At 54.6% G+C, this 14759-nt stretch carries 12 protein-coding genes; 8 read left to right on the top strand and 4 right to left on the bottom strand.

Features of this window, described 5'->3' with window-relative positions:
* Positions 1–63: 63 nt before the first annotated feature.
* Positions 64–498 carry a hypothetical protein gene (locus tag KKG35_09075; GenBank protein ID MBU1738277.1) on the bottom strand — a complete coding sequence of 145 codons (435 nt, stop codon included), beginning with the start codon at positions 496–498 and terminating at the stop codon, positions 64–66.
* 19 nt (positions 499–517) lie between these two features.
* Positions 518–1189, bottom strand: coding sequence for an XTP/dITP diphosphatase (locus KKG35_09070; GenBank protein MBU1738276.1), 672 nt, complete (start codon positions 1187–1189; stop codon positions 518–520).
* 232 nt (positions 1190–1421) lie between these two features.
* Between KKG35_09070 and KKG35_09065 the strand changes: the two genes are divergently transcribed.
* The 7 genes from KKG35_09065 (at position 1422) to KKG35_09035 (ending at position 10399) form a co-directional block, all read left to right on the top strand.
* Positions 1422–1961, top strand: coding sequence for a shikimate kinase (locus KKG35_09065; protein MBU1738275.1), 540 nt, complete (start codon positions 1422–1424; stop codon positions 1959–1961).
* Positions 1962–2037: 76 nt separating this feature from the next.
* Positions 2038–3099, top strand: a complete 1062-nt coding sequence (gene aroC / locus KKG35_09060) for a chorismate synthase (GenBank protein ID MBU1738274.1) — start codon at positions 2038–2040, stop codon at positions 3097–3099.
* A 23-nt stretch (positions 3100–3122) separates the two neighbouring features.
* Positions 3123–4727: a glycogen/starch synthase gene (locus KKG35_09055; protein ID MBU1738273.1), complete on the top strand. Its 1605-nt coding sequence runs from the start codon at positions 3123–3125 to the stop codon at positions 4725–4727.
* A 102-nt stretch (positions 4728–4829) separates the two neighbouring features.
* Positions 4830–5648 (top strand): universal stress protein, encoded by an 819-nt coding sequence (locus KKG35_09050; protein ID MBU1738272.1) that lies wholly within the window; start codon positions 4830–4832, stop codon positions 5646–5648.
* Positions 5649–5650: 2 nt separating this feature from the next.
* Positions 5651–8344, top strand: a complete 2694-nt coding sequence (locus tag KKG35_09045; protein MBU1738271.1) for a cation-transporting P-type ATPase — start codon at positions 5651–5653, stop codon at positions 8342–8344.
* 229 nt (positions 8345–8573) lie between these two features.
* Positions 8574–9569, top strand: coding sequence for a DUF488 domain-containing protein (locus tag KKG35_09040; protein MBU1738270.1), 996 nt, complete (start codon positions 8574–8576; stop codon positions 9567–9569).
* Positions 9566–10399, top strand: a complete 834-nt coding sequence (locus tag KKG35_09035) for a hypothetical protein (protein ID MBU1738269.1) — start codon at positions 9566–9568, stop codon at positions 10397–10399. The genes KKG35_09040 and KKG35_09035 overlap by 4 nt, the downstream gene beginning before the upstream one ends.
* A gap of 323 nt (positions 10400–10722) precedes the next feature.
* On the opposite strand, the gene KKG35_09030 is transcribed toward KKG35_09035, so the two are convergent.
* Together KKG35_09030 and KKG35_09025 are read right to left on the bottom strand one after the other, a co-directional pair.
* Entirely contained in the window at positions 10723–11208 is a 486-nt protein-coding gene (locus tag KKG35_09030; protein MBU1738268.1) for a hypothetical protein, read from the bottom strand.
* Positions 11148–13187, bottom strand: a complete 2040-nt coding sequence (locus KKG35_09025) for an SEC-C domain-containing protein (protein ID MBU1738267.1) — start codon at positions 13185–13187, stop codon at positions 11148–11150. The genes KKG35_09030 and KKG35_09025 overlap by 61 nt, the downstream gene beginning before the upstream one ends.
* Positions 13188–13602: 415 nt before the next feature.
* On the opposite strand from KKG35_09025, the gene gap reads away from it, so the two are divergent.
* Positions 13603–14607 (top strand): type I glyceraldehyde-3-phosphate dehydrogenase, encoded by a 1005-nt coding sequence (gap, locus tag KKG35_09020; GenBank protein MBU1738266.1) that lies wholly within the window; start codon positions 13603–13605, stop codon positions 14605–14607.
* Positions 14608–14759: the final 152 nt, after the last annotated feature.

Below are 14759 nucleotides of genomic sequence, written 5' to 3'. Positions count from 1 at the left end.
GGTGAAGAACTTGGCGCCTGGGGGAAGGTGGAGCTGGTCAGGATCTGAATAAAATCCTACTCCTCACCCTTGAAGAAGGCCGGATTTTTTTCGTTTGAATTCTTCGAGTTTTACCATTTCTTTTTTGTGACATTCCGGACAGTAACCGTGCGAAAATAAAATCTCTGAATTTTCCTGCAGATATCGGTCGATATTGATCCAGTCCTTTTCGTTTCGGCTGTTTTCGCCTGTCTTGACCTTTTTGCAGACACAGCAGACCTGCATCAGGCCTTTCAGGATCTTGATCTCCCGGAGAGAGTCTTCCAGCGGTTTTACGAGAAATAGATAGAGGACGGGGGCGACAAGAATCGAGAGGGCGACGGCGTCGATAAGCATGATCTTGAGATTTTCCCAGAAGCTGTCTTCCCTCTGGTGGCCGATCAGATACATGATCAGGAATTCCGCCGCGAAAATTACCGTGAAAACAACGGTGAATTTTTTGGTTGAAGCACGATACATGTATCACCTGTGCATTGATTTAAGAAGACCAGTCGTTATCCTCAAACTGGCTGTGGTCCGGTTTGGGCGGTTTTGCCTCGGTGATCCGCGCGTCGAGCCAGGCCATGATCTTGTCAGCTTCCGCGGCTACGTCAGCGAGAGCGCGGCCCCGGTGGCTGACCCGGTTTTTCTCTTCCAGAGTGCTTTCAGCGAAGGTTTTGCCGAGTTCCGGAGAAAAAAAGACCGGATCATAGCCAAACCCGCCATCACCTTTCGGCTCGGTGGTGATCTCTCCCTCGCAGCGTCCCTCATAGGTGAGGGCCGGGCCGGTGGGGACGGCAATGGAGATCACGCAGTGAAAGGCGGCCGAACGGTCGCTTTTCCCTGCCATTTCCTGGAGAAGTTTTTTGATGTTGTCCTGGTCGGTGGCCTCCGGGCCCGCATAACGGGCGGAGTAGACGCCGGGTGCGCCGTCGAGGGCATTCACGACCAGGCCGGAATCATCGGAGATGGCGGGCAGGCCGAGCACCCTGGCGGTGAAGTGCGCCTTTTTGTAGGCGTTGTCGTCGAAGGTTTCGCCGTCTTCCACCGCTTCCGGGATCGGGCCGAAATCGTTCAAGCTGCGCAGGTCGACCTTGTCGTCGCCGAGCAGGCTTCGGAACTCCTTTACTTTCCCTTCGTTGCGGGTCGCGAGGACGATGATATGTTTCATGCTGTACTCCGAAAAAAAATTATAGATTAAGCAGGAGCCTCCTGCAAAATGAACATTTGCTGCCCTCGGCCGACAACACCCCGTGCGGCTCCCCAGGTCATCCTTTTACGAAAAATTACCTGTTGCCGCAAGAGCTTTTGACAGAAACTCCCGTCTAATGGTATGTGTGAACACTTCGATGGCGGATCGGGTTGTCGTTGTTGTTAATCCTGAATTCTTACTAAAGCAAATCATGCCTGAGACTGATAAAAAGCCTGAAAAAATCATCCTCACCGGATACCGGGCCACCGGCAAGAGTTCGGTGGGGAAAATGGTGGCCGAACTAACCGGCTACGAATTCATCGATATGGACAAGGTTCTCGAAGGTCGGTTCGGGAAGATCAGCGATCTTGTGGCCGAGAAAGGGTGGGATTTTTTCCGGGCCCGGGAGAAGGAGCTGCTTGTCGAGCTGACCGGAACCACCGGCAAGGTGATTGCCACCGGCGGCGGGGCGATCCTGCATCAGGAGGTGTGGGACCGGTTCAAGGCAAGCGGGTGGGTGGTCTGGCTCACCTCGGATCTTGAAAGTATCTGCAGCCGACTGGCCGTTGATCCCGCTTCACCCGGGCAAAGGCCGTCGCTGACCGGGGCTGATATTCGGGAAGAAGCGGCGGCGGTCCTTGCGGCAAGGGAGCCTTTATACAGGGAAGGCTCACATCTGGAGGTGGATTCGAACCGGCCGCTTGACCAGGTGGTCGCTGAGATCATGGCGGCGCTGCAATCGCGATTCTGATGTCGCCTTTCTTGACATCTCAAATTTTTTTAAATAAAATCATGAACTTACTTAATATTTTACTTGTGGTGAAAAAATGGCGGGGAGTACCTTCGGCAGAATATTTACGGTGACGACCTGGGGAGAATCCCATGGCACGGCAGTCGGGGCAACGATTGACGGCTGTCCTCCGGGTCTTGAACTCACGGAAGAAGATCTCCAGCGGGATCTCGACCGGCGCAGGCCGGGCCAGGGCGGACCGGCTGCAAGCCCTCGCAAGGAGCCGGACAAGGTGCAGATTCTTTCCGGAATATTTGAGGGCAGGACCACCGGCACCCCCATCTCTCTTGCGATTTTCAACCAGGATGCTCACAGCAAATCGTATGATCACCTGAAGAATATTTTCCGGCCCGGTCATGGCGATATTACTTATCTGAAAAAATACGGAATCCGCGATCACCGGGGCGGCGGCAGGGCTTCGGCCCGGGAGACCGCAGCGCGGGTGGCCGCCGGGGCGGTGGCCAGAAAACTGCTGGCGGGCGAGGGGATCAAGGTTACCACTTATACCGTGGCCCTTGGCGGCATTGTTGCTGCAGGGAGGGATCTTGCGGTGATCTCGGAAAACCCCCTTTCCTGCCCTGATCGTGAAGCGGCGGCGCGGATGGAGGAGCGGATTGAACTGGTCCGCAAAGAGGGCGACACCCTGGGCGGAGTGGTCGAGATTCTGGTCACCGGCTGCCCGGCCGGACTTGGTGAACCGGTGTTCGACAAACTCGACGGAGACCTTGCCCGGGCGCTCATGTCGATCGGGGCGGTCAAGGGGGTCGAGATCGGCGCCGGATTTGCGGCCGCCGCCATGAAGGGGTCCGAAAACAACGATCCGATCACCGGGGACGGATTTATCGGCAATAATGCCGGGGGAATTCTTGCCGGGATCTCAAGCGGCCAGGAGATTGTCGCCCGGGTGGCGGTGAAACCCATCCCGTCCATCGCCAAAGAGCAGAAGACCATCGACCTAGACGGCAATGAGGTCAAGGTCAAGATCGGCGGCCGACACGATATTTCGGCGATCCCGAGGATCCTGCCGGTCTGTGAAGCGATGGTCGCGTTAACCCTCGCCGATCATCTCCTCCGTCAGCGGACGGTACACAAACCCTGATATCTTTATCCGGAAAACTATCGATGGCTAAAAGACAGCTGAAAAAAGTATTGATGCTGACCCGCGAGTACAGCGGGCTGGCCGGGGCCGGCGGGGTCAAGGATGTGTCCCGGCAGCTTGCTGAAGCGCTGGTCCGGAAGGGCAAACAGGTCAGCGTGGTGATGCCGCTGTACGGGTTCCTGGACCCCGAAGCGCTTGGCTTTAAACCCCTGGATCTCTCCTTACTGATCAACATGCACTATGTGGGGCGGGAGCGGCAGGAGAGTGTCCGGCTCTGGAGCGCGGAGAAGTGCGGGGTTGTCATTTATCTGATCGATGCCGAGCGCTATCGGGAAAAGAAAAGCATCTATACCTATACCGCAGAAGAAGCGGCGGGAAATCCGCTCCACCGGCAGGGAATGGCGCATTACGATTATTTCGCGATGAACGTGCTGCTGCAGAAGGCGGCCATCGCGATGATGATCCGGTTGGGCGAAAAGCCCGATATGATCCACTGTCACGACGGGCATACCGCACTGGTCCCGGCGATGATCCGGGAGATCGAAGGGTACCGCCATTACTTTCACGAGACGGGTTGCCTGGTCACCATTCACAATGCAGGCTGGGGGTACCATCAGGAGATAGCCGATCTCGCCTTTGCCGAAACCATTACCGGTCTTCCCTCAAAGGTGATTCTGGGCAACCTGCTGGACGGCCATTTCAACCCCTTCCTTGCCGCTTCTGCTTATGGGGTTCTCAATACGGTAAGCGAGAATTATGCCCGGGAACTGCAGGAGACCGGGGATGATCGCTTGACCGGCTGGCTCGGCCACCGGCTGATTGATCGCAAGGTTGTGCTTGCCGGAGTCACCAACGGGATCAACCCGGCGGACTATGATCCGATGCAGCCTGCGGCGATGGGGATCGAGGCCGCCTTTTCTCCCGCCGACGGGAAGTATGCCGGCAAGGCCCGTTGCCGGGCGATCCTGATCAAGGATCTGCAGGCAGGCGATCTTCCCGGGATCGATCAAACCGGCTCTCTCGACTCTCACCCGAAACAACCTCTGTTTACCTTTATCGGCCGTTTTACCGCCCAGAAAGGTGTCGATAAACTGGTCGGCTCCCTTGAGACCCTCCTGCCGATGGACAAGAAATTCCAGGCGCTGGTTCTCGGCACCGGTGAGCCGAAGATTGAAGAGGAGCTGATTGCCCTCACCACCGACAGCCGGTACCGGGGACGGGTTTGTCTGTTGCGCGGTTTTGATCCGGTCCTCGCCAACCGGATTTATGCCGCCGGGGATTTCTTTCTGGTCCCGTCCCAATATGAGCCGTGCGGCCTGACCGATTATATCGCCCAACTGTTCGGCAATCTGCCGATTGTTCACGCCATCGGCGGCCTGGTCAAGGTAGTCGACGGGGTCACCGGCCTTGCCTATCGCGAACATAACTCCGCGGCCCTGATGGGGACCATGCTGAAAGCGATTCATCTCTTCCGCAGCGACAAAGACAAAATGCTTGAGATGCGTCGGGCGGCGGTGAACGAGATCAACCGCCATTACACCTGGGACAACGTGGTCAACCGGTATCTCAAACTCTATCACCGGGCCATGGAGATGGCTGCGGCGGAGGAGATGCAACCCGAAGTTTAATGTCGGGACCGGTAAATCTCTAGTAAGGTAAGATAGTCGATCGAGCAGTTAACCTTTCGGTGGCCGACACCTTTCGGCCGCCCGATAACCGGAGGTGTGCTGATGAAAGCAGTCGCGGCCGTGAACGGCCTGATCACCTCGGAAGTTTCCGCTTTTTATGCCGCCCGTTATGCGTCCCTGTATAACCTCACCCTGACCCTGCTCCATGTTGCCAACCCGACTGACGAGAGACTTGATGTCGAAAGCAGTATGGCGGTGATTGAGGAGGTTGCCGCAGGGTACAAGGTCAAGACCGAACGGGTGTTCCTGGAGGGGAAGCCGGAAAAGGCAATCTGTGATTATCTCCGGGAGACCAGGGCCGATATTGTTTTCTGTTCGACCCGGATGCGGCGCCGATTTTTTGAGGATTCGCTAAGTGAAAAATTGAGCCGCCTTCGTCCGGCCACGGATCTTGCGATCGTCCGCGTCGCCCGGATCGAGGCATGGGCGATGACCAGGGAAGCGGTTCTGCCGATCCGGGAAGAGCGGTTGTCGGTGGAAAAATTTCTGTTCTTCACTTCAATGGTCAAAGCCCTGGGAAGTTCCGCCGAGATTTATTCGATCAGCCCGGTCAGCCGCAGTCGGATGGCCCGGCTGGAGATCGGTGACACCAAAAAGCTCTTTCAGCGGATCAATGATCGACTCGAACATTATTCCCGCGCCCTGAAACTGCTGGAAATCCCCTTTCGAATCAAGCATGCCCTGGCTGCCGACGAAATCGGCCAGATCCTTCATCATCTCTCCCATCACGACTGTGAACTGCTGGTTGTCGGTGGGCGGCGTCTGGCACGCCGACCGAGGATTTTCGGGGAAAACCGCCTGGAAAGGCTCTTTCGTTTGACCCCGGTCAACACCATTGCCTATTACGCCGGGAGCGAATGAGCATGGACCTGTTCCGGCTTGACAGCAAAACCCTGCTTCGCCATTTGAAAAGCTCCGAGGATGGGTTGGCCGGGTCCCGGGTCGAGCGACTGCACAGGGAATTCGGGCCGAACCGGTTGGAGCAGGCGGAAAAAAAGAATTATCTGCTCTCCTACCTTGGCCAGTACACCCAGTTTTTTGCAATTCTCCTTGAAGTGGCGGCCGCCCTGTCTTTTGTCGCCGACCGGTTTTCGCCCGGAGAGGGGATGGATATTCTCGGTTACGCGATCCTCGGCGCAGTGATCGTCAATGCGACCTTTACCTTCTGGCAGGAATACCGGGCGGACAAGGCGATGGAAGCGTTGCTCAGGCTGATGCCGACCATGGTCACCGTCCGCAGGGAAGGCGAGGTTGTCTCGGTCGCCGCTGAGGAAATTGTTCCCGGTGATATCATGCTCCTTGAAGAAGGGGACAAGGTGGCCGCCGATGGTGTTCTGCTGGAGGCGAATTCCCTGTACCTGAACCTGTCCTCCCTGAACGGGGAGTCGGCCCCCGCCTCACGCACTTTGGAACCGGGAGCCGCCCGCCGCGCGCTTGACGCGAAAAACATGGTCTTTGCCGGGACCACCGTCACCACCGGCAGCGGCATCGCCGTGGCCACCGCCACCGGGGGCGCCACCGAATTCGGCCGGATCGCGAGTCTCACCAGGAATGTCGGGAAGAGCCTGACGCCGATGCAGCGGGAAATTATTCACATCACCCGGATTCTGACGATCATTGCCCTGCTGATGGGGCTGGTTTTTTTTGCGCTCGGTCTGTTTTCCGGCAAGGGACCCCTGCTCGCCTCGATTTTCGCCCTGTCGCTGATTGTCGCAAATGTCCCGGAAGGGCTGCTGCCGACCATTACCTTGTCACTCTCTCTTGCCAGTCAGCGCATGGCCCGCCGCAACGCGCTGATCAAAAATCTCGATTCGGTGGAGACCCTGGGTAGCGCCACGGTAATCTGTACCGACAAGACCGGCACCTTGACCAGAAACGAGATGACTTTAAAAGAGATCCGTCTGGCCGGAGGCGAACTGGTGAAGGTGTCCGGCGAAGGCTACCGGGAAGCGGGAGACTTTACCGTTCAGGGGGCCGCTGGCGCGGATGAACGGCTTGATGAATTCCTGACCGCCGCTCTGCTGAATTGTCGTGCCGAAATCGATGATGACGCGCTGCGGGGTGATCCGACCGAACTCGCTCTGGTCGCTGCAGTGGCAAAACGGGGGATTTCTCAGCCGCCGTATGAGCGGGTCCGGGAGAATGCTTTTACCAGCGATCGAAAAATGATGTCGACCCAGTATGCCGAAGGCGGCAGAGAGTATCTCTTTGTCAAGGGGGCGCTGGAGGTCGTTCTGGAGAAATGCACAACCTGGCGGGCAGGTGACGGTGAACCCCGGCCGATCGATGAAGCGTATCGCACCCAGGTGCATGCCTGGGCGGAAGAACTTGAGGATCTGGCCTACCGGGTTCTGGCGCTGGCAGTCGGTGACGGCGAGCGGGAGGAGGAGCTGGTCCTGCTCGGTCTTGCGGCGATCATGGACCTGCCGCGCAGCGAGGTCGCCGGCGCCGTTGCCATCTGCGGTGAGGCCGGAATCCGGGTGATGATGATCACCGGCGATCATCCGAAAACGGCCGCCGCCGTTGCCCGGCTGATCGGGCTTGCCCATGACCGGGTGCTGACCGGCCAGGAACTTGAGGAGATCGGCGATGACCAGCTTGAGGAAATGCTCGGCAGGGAAAATATCCTTTTTGCCCGGATGGCCAGCAGTCAGAAATTAAGAATTGCCACGGCCCTGCAGAACAATGATGAGGTTGTGGCGATGACCGGGGACGGAGTCAACGACGCCCCGGCCCTGAAGAAGGCCGATATCGGCATCGCGATGGGGATTGCCGGCACCGAGGTAGCCAAGGAGGCGGCCGACATGGTGTTGCTGGACGATAACTTCAACTCCATTGTCATCGCTATCGAGGAGGGACGAACGGTCTATTTCAATATCAAGAAATTCGTTACCTACATCCTCTCCTCGAATGTGCCGGAGATCGTCCCGTACATTCTCCAGTTCTTCCTGAAGATCCCGCTGCCGCTGTCGGTGATCCAGATCCTCTCCATCGATCTCGGTTCCGACATGCTGCCCGGACTCGCCCTGGGCAGCGAAAAACCGGAAAAGAACATCATGCGCAGGCCGCCGGTGGGTCGTGGGGAGAAGATCCTCGACTGGGAGGTATTCAAGCGCGGCTATTTCTTTCTCGGGGTGATCGAGGCGGCGGCGGCAATGAGCGCCTTTCTCGGTTTTCTCCTGCTGCATGGCTGGCAATACGGGACGGTCGAGCTTGGCGACCCCTTTCTCCATCGCCAGGCGATGACCATGACCCTGCTCGGCGCGGTTTCCTGCCAGTTGTTGAATGCCTGGACCATGCGGAGCTGGGAATTTTCCGCCTTCTCGGTGGGATTTACAACCAACCGGATGCTGCTCGGGGCGATGGCGGTTGAACTTGTCTGGATCTGGATGCTCCTGAATGTGGAACCGGTCCGAAGAGTCTTCAACACCGCCCCGGTCCCGGTGGGCGACCTCTGGCTCCTTCTGCCGTTCCCGGTCCTGATCTTTACCGGTCATGAACTTTATAAATGGAGAAAACGGAGACGGACGGAAGGGCGGGAAATGAATGAAAGTTGAACTTCGACACCCATGAAATTGCAACAAACCCTCCCGATCATACAATCCGTCAGATTTGTGGCCGGTCTGCATCACAAGTTTGGTGCAATTATTTTTCCCAGCCGGTAATTTCTATATTCCGCAATCAAGTAATTTTGGAAATATATTGACTTGGGCAAGGTTAGAAATAATTGAGTAAGGTGACTTCCGAATTACAGATTTATTTTTTCATCTATTCATACAATGCTCATTGTCTATTTTCAGCCCTTCTGTTACTGTGCTACATGCAACGAACGCATTGATATCATTAATGATTTATCATACAACGACTGGCAAAACGTCACCAGACATGATCAAACCGCCAACCTATAACCGCCAAAAACTCCTATTGTTTCTTCTGGAACAGGCGGGTGGAGTTCTCAAGAAAATGGATCTCCACAAACTGCTGTTTCTGTATATCCAAGAAACCGGCGTTGACCATTACGCATTTGTCCCGTATCGCTACGGCTGTTATTCGTTTCAGGCTGCCGACGACCTGGATCTGTTGCACAAACGCGGCTGGTTGGCACAGGGAAACAAAGAACTGAGCTTACAAAGCCCTATCGCCATGTTGCCCTGGGTACAAAAAAATCCCGAACGTGACGCAGTCCGGGCCTGGCTGAGGGAAAAACCCAACCGAGGGCAGTCGCTCGTCCAGGAAGTATATCGCCGTTTTCCATACTACGCGATCAATAGCGAGATCAAGGAACAGCTCCTCGACAATAAGGAATTGGCATGCGTAGAGAAGGCTGCGGCAATCATGACCACCACGGAAAAAACAATTTACACTATCGGTTATGAAGGCATCCAGTTTGAAGACTATATCAACAAACTGATCAAAAACGGCATCGAACTTCTCTGCGATGTCAGAAAAAACCCGTTAAGCCGCAAATTCGGATTTGGCCAACGGTCCCTATCAACACTTCTGCCGAAATTCGGCATTGAATATCTCCACATCCCGGAATTAGGTATAGATTCACAGAACCGCAAAGACCTGAAGACAAGAGACGACTACGAAGCGCTCTTTTCCGATTACCGAAAAAGCCTGCCGGAAAGACACGTTGGGTTGACCCGCATTTTACAGCAATTCAAAAGTCATCATCGGATCGCATTGACCTGTTTTGAACGAGAATCTCAAGACTGTCACAGGCACTGTATCAGTGACTTTCTCGCCCGCCACAACAAATTGACAGTCTGTCATCTATGATCGAGAAGATCCTGATCACTGTCAAAACCTATCCAACCCTATCTAAAAAATACGCCGAACTGGTCTGCACGGCCGGTGTTACGGAAAACGGCGAATGGCGACGCCTCTACCCGATCCGCTTCCGCCAGCTCTATGATGGACAAAAGTATGGCAAATACCAGTGGGTGGAAGCGGAACTTGAAAGATCAAGCCAGGACGGCCGTCCCGAAAGTCATAAAATCCTCCCCTCTTCCCTGAATGCAATTGGACCGCCCCTGCCGACGGATAATTGCTGGCGCGCAAGGCGGGAATCTTTTTTAGACAAAGTAGTAAAATACGACGACCTGCAACAATTGATTGAGCTTGCTCATCGGAATGAACTGTCCCTGGCGGTTTTCCGTCCCATTCGTTTTCTGGAGTTCACATTTGAACCTGTTGAGCGTGAATGGAATGCCGCAAAACTTGCCGATCTGGAAAAGCAGAAACAGCAACTCCATCTATTCAGCGATGAAGAGACCGTGGCCCGTCAATTTGAGATTGTCCGGAAGCTTCCATATAAATTTTCCTACAGGTTCGAAGATTGCCAGGGAAAGACAAGTAAACTGATGATCGAAGACTGGGAGATCGGAGCACTGTATTGGAATTGCCTGAAAGACAACAACGGGAATGAACAGACAGCGCTTGAAAAAGTGAAAGAAAAATACTGGGACCAGTTTGTTGAAAGCGGCAGACACGAACTCTCATTGGTTTTGGGAACCACATTGGAGCATCATAACAAAAGGGCTCCAAACCCCTTTGTTATTATCAGTGTCGTATATCCATTGTTCGAAAAACAAATGCGGATGTTTTAACGCCATGCATAACAATCCAACCGTATTAAATTCAGGCCTCAAAAAATGATCCGGATAAATGAATTCCTTTAAATTTACATGCAAACAGTGTGGTCATTGTTGTTTGAACCTGTCTGGAGCTATCAATGTCTGCGCCACTGAAGCGGATATGAGACGCTGGCAGGAACTTAACCAGACGGATATTCTGGACTGGGTGGACGTCATACATCTCGGCGAAAACCACCAGTGAGACTGGGGTCTGGCTTAGACTGGGGTCTGGCTTGACAAATGGGTGTTTGGAAGCATTCAAAAGTTAAGATATCTTTGAATACTTGGGCTGCTGTTCACAAGCTATCGCAGATTGATCCGCATGGGGTCCTTGCGCAGCCGTTGATTATGCAGGAGTTGCGGCCGCCGCATCGGATGCAGGTTTTAAAAGTCCTCATTTCTTTATCGCTTTCGGTTCTGGTTTCTCTGGCGAACTCGTCAATGGTCGGTCTTTTCAATTTCGCTTTCTGGATAATGAGGATCTCAGGCACAAACCGCATGTTATCGAGTTTTGTTTTCATTGAAACATCACCGTTTGTGATGAGACTAAGGAAATCTGCTATTTCAAACTCGAATAAACCTTGCCGGTTCGGTATCGCCTCAATCCTGGTTTCAGCAATCAATTTTATTTCATAACCGTTTATAAGATCAGACATTGCATTGCCCCCTGATTCAAAAGAACTAACGGACAATTTCATTAATGTCTGTAGGGTTTTGGATATCAGTTCATTTTTTTCTTTTCTGATTCTTTTTTCAAGCGGGAGGCGGTTTTTTTCAGCCAATCGATGGCGCCCGGCGTCTCTTGCCAGGTGTTGCGCATATCCTGACGGTATATCCAGGCCTGGTCCCTGCCGCCGATGCTGATCCCCATCTCCGAGACCTTCGGCCTGCCGACCCTCTCCCGGACCAGGGAATCAACCGCGTGTCGATTGCGGCGGACGGCTTCGCCGAGCGCTTTTTTAGCCTCATCCATGCGCTGCAGGCGATAGAGGGCGAGGGCCTTGCCGAGGGACGTGGCCAGGATGAGATCATTCGGGTAGCCCATGGCGAGGGCCAGGGCCTGCTCATCCGCTCCCGCCTTGAGCAGTTCATTGATCACGTCTTCGCGAATGCCGTGGTTGTCGGTCGGATTCAAGCGAAGCAGCCATTGACCGGTGACGAGCGATTCATCAATATCACCATGATGCATGATATACAGATAGTGCCGGTAGAGGAGGCGCAGTGCGGGGCGGTTGGCCGAGATCAGCCATGTGACCACCGCATCCGGCTCGTCGGCCAGCGCCAGCTTGATAATCTCGGAGGCGCGTTGCAACAGGCCCGGCGACAATTCCAACATGATCCAGGGTTGCCGGCCTTCCGGATGAATTTCAACGGCGCCTGCGATATCATCGAGGATCTCCAGGCTGTCAAAGGCCTCAGGATGACGATCCAGGAAGTCACACCACTCTTTTTCCAAATCAGGGTCCCAGGGATCGAATTCTCCCCGGGTCTGCAAATGGATGGAGAAGGGTTTGGAGAAATTGAATCGATTCCGCCATTGTTTTTCAACCGTCCGCACCGGTCCGGGAGGCTCCAGGATGATGCTTTCGCAGGAAAACGCTGTCTCTTCCCCGGCGGATTCCGACAGCCCATCACCATCGTCGTGCTCCTCCCGGGAAAAAGTCGTAAACAGCGATTGTTGTTCCGGCTTTCTTTTCTCTTCCGGAGGCGGACCCGGCATTTCGATTGTTTCTTTTGTGAAGGTGTAACTCGGAAGCTTTCGCCCGGAAACCTCGGCCAGCCATTTTTTCAACCTGCCTCCGGCGCCGCCCGCCATACCGATGGCGATATCGCTGAAGAGGTTTTGCGGATTGCTGGACGCCTCGCGGAAGAAATCTTCCGTTACTTCCGCGACCGATTTCAGTTTCCCGCACTTCTTCAGCCAGAATCCGGCGCGGGCCTTGGCCTTTTCGAAACGGGATTCCGCAACCAGCAGATTAATTTCAAGCACGCCGTTGGACGGATCATCCGGATTGTCCTGTTGCGCACGCTGGAAATAATGCCACGCCGAGCGGTCGTCTCCCCCATCCATGCAGATTGCTGCCCGCCGCTGAAAGGCCGAGCCGCGAAGCGGTGATCTGGGGGCCTGTTCGATAATCCGGTCAATCATCTGTATCTTCTTGCCGGAGTATCCCAGTTGTTCATAGATGTATAAGAGCATTTCAAAGAGGAGGTCCATATCCTTTTTCTTGAAATTGGCCGGTGATCGAAAAAGCGGTTCGATAATCTGCAGAGCCTTTTTCGGTTTATCCTCGGCCAAGAGCCTTTCAGCCGCGGCGCCCAGGGCCTCGAGCGGCGCATTGCCGGAAGCGCAGGCCCTTTCCAGTTCCGACGGCGACAACAGGCCAATGACCACCGGCCACATCTGGTCACTGGTGAGCGCAGGGGTGCTCGATTCAAACTGCCGGCAGCACTGTTTGTATTTTTTCCCGGACCCGCAGGGGCACGGCGAGTTTCTTTCCGGAGCGGCCCCCGGTCTGGTCTGGAAATTATGGCCCGGCAGCGGGGTCACATCCCAGAGCATGCGGGCCATGGTGGCGGCAAAATGCTTATCCATTTCTTCGTTCGCCGGCAGCCCGTCGATGAATAAATAGTCGGCGGTGTTGCGGCGCATCCAGGCGAAAAATTTTTCTTCATCCTCGTGGCGCAGGAGTTCCGCGACCGCGTCGAAAAGAAACCGTTCCAGTATATGCCCATTTGATCCGTCTCTGTCGTCATGCATTGAGTTTTCCTTTTTTTGATAAGCCTGAATCCGTGAGCGTTTGAGAAGGGAGGAGATGCAAGGGGGCAACGATGTTGATTATACTGCGGTATATCAACGATTTGCCAACGAAGCAGGTCCTTCCTTGTCGGGCGCCCCGACGGGCGGCGGGTGAATCGAAGTCGCCGTTGATCCAGCTTCAATAAATTCGTAATAACAGAGTGATATCGAATATTTCTCTGTGAAGCCGTCACGGATTCAGGATAAGAACAAATGCCGGTTATGGCGGCGCGACATGTTTGTATACTTACCGTATTTTCCCCGAGATAAAAAGTACTTGCAAGCAGGTGTGCCATTCGTGGTAACCTTCTAGAAAAGTTGTCAGGAAAATACCCGGATCTCATCGGGTGAAGAGCGACCTTCAAGGAGAAATAAAATGACAATTCGAGTCGGGATTAACGGTTTTGGCAGGATCGGCAGGAATATTTTTCGGGCCCGTGATCTGGATCCGGCCTTCGGTGATATCGAAATAGTGGCCCTCAACGATCTGACCGATAACGCGACCCTGGCCCATCTGCTGAAATATGATTCGGTCATGGGTGTTTATGGGCAGGAAGTCAAGGGCGTCGAAAAAGGGATCAATGTCGGCGGCCGGGAGGTGGAGATCTTTTCCCACCGCAACCCGGCAGACATTCCCTGGGGGGATCTCGGGGTTGATTACGTGATCGAATCCACCGGTCTGTTCACCCATTCCGACAAGGCGCAGGCCCATCTCGACGGCGGGGCGAAAAAAGTTGTGATCTCGGCGCCCGCCAAGGGCGAGGTGAAGACTATCGTCATGGGCGTGAATGAAGATGAGTATGACCCGACCGAGCATAACATTGTTTCAAACGCCTCCTGCACCACCAATTGTCTGGCACCTTTCGCCAAGGTGATCCTGGACCGGTTCGGGATTAAAAAGGGGCTCATGACCACCGTTCATGCCTATACCAACGACCAGCGGATTCTTGATTTCCCCCATTCGGACCTGCGCCGGGCAAGAGCTGCGGCCCTGTCGATGATCCCGACCAAGACCGGGGCGGCCGCCGCGGTGTCTCTGGTCATCCCGGAGCTGAAGGGAAAATTCGATGGCCTGGCGGTGCGTGTTCCCACCCCGAATGTTTCTCTGGTTGACGCGGTGATGGAAGTTGAAAAGGAAACCACGGTATCCGAGGTCAATCAGGCGCTGGCTGAGGAAGCGAACCGGTATCTGGGATATTCCGACGAGCCGCTGGTCTCGATCGATTACCAGGGGAACCCCCACTCGTCGGTGGTGGATGCCATGTCCACCAAGGTGATCGGCAACATGGTCAAGGTGTTGAGCTGGTACGATAACGAATGGGGCTACTCGAACCGGGTCCTCGATCTGATCCGGCATATGGAAGGAAAGAAGCTGATCTGATCTCCGCTTTGCGGAGCCAATGCAAAATGAAAAATGGAGAATGAAAAATGAAAGGCATAATTGATAATCTGAAGTCAGAGGTGACCCCACATTCTGCATTTTGCATTTTGCATTCTACATTCTAAATTTTTCCCTTCCGGCTTTGCCGGATT

The sequence above is a fragment of the Pseudomonadota bacterium genome (assembly GCA_018823285.1).
Taxonomy (GTDB): domain Bacteria; phylum Desulfobacterota; class Desulfobulbia; order Desulfobulbales; family JAGXFP01; genus JAHJIQ01.
Note: the sequence above shows the minus strand (reverse complement) of the source record. Positions and strands in the feature narration are given on the sequence as shown.

Coding starts and splice junctions, on each gene's coding strand:
- KKG35_09050 (MBU1738272.1), top strand. CDS start 4,830: ATGAAAGCAGTCGCGGCCGTGAACGGCCTGATCACCTCGGAAGTTTCC.
- KKG35_09070 (MBU1738276.1), bottom strand. CDS start 1,189: ATGAAACATATCATCGTCCTCGCGACCCGCAACGAAGGGAAAGTAAAG.
- gap (MBU1738266.1), top strand. CDS start 13,603: ATGACAATTCGAGTCGGGATTAACGGTTTTGGCAGGATCGGCAGGAAT.
- aroC (MBU1738274.1), top strand. CDS start 2,038: ATGGCGGGGAGTACCTTCGGCAGAATATTTACGGTGACGACCTGGGGA.
- KKG35_09055 (MBU1738273.1), top strand. CDS start 3,123: ATGGCTAAAAGACAGCTGAAAAAAGTATTGATGCTGACCCGCGAGTAC.
- KKG35_09065 (MBU1738275.1), top strand. CDS start 1,422: ATGCCTGAGACTGATAAAAAGCCTGAAAAAATCATCCTCACCGGATAC.
- KKG35_09075 (MBU1738277.1), bottom strand. CDS start 498: ATGTATCGTGCTTCAACCAAAAAATTCACCGTTGTTTTCACGGTAATT.
- KKG35_09035 (MBU1738269.1), top strand. CDS start 9,566: ATGATCGAGAAGATCCTGATCACTGTCAAAACCTATCCAACCCTATCT.
- KKG35_09045 (MBU1738271.1), top strand. CDS start 5,651: ATGGACCTGTTCCGGCTTGACAGCAAAACCCTGCTTCGCCATTTGAAA.
- KKG35_09025 (MBU1738267.1), bottom strand. CDS start 13,187: ATGCATGACGACAGAGACGGATCAAATGGGCATATACTGGAACGGTTT.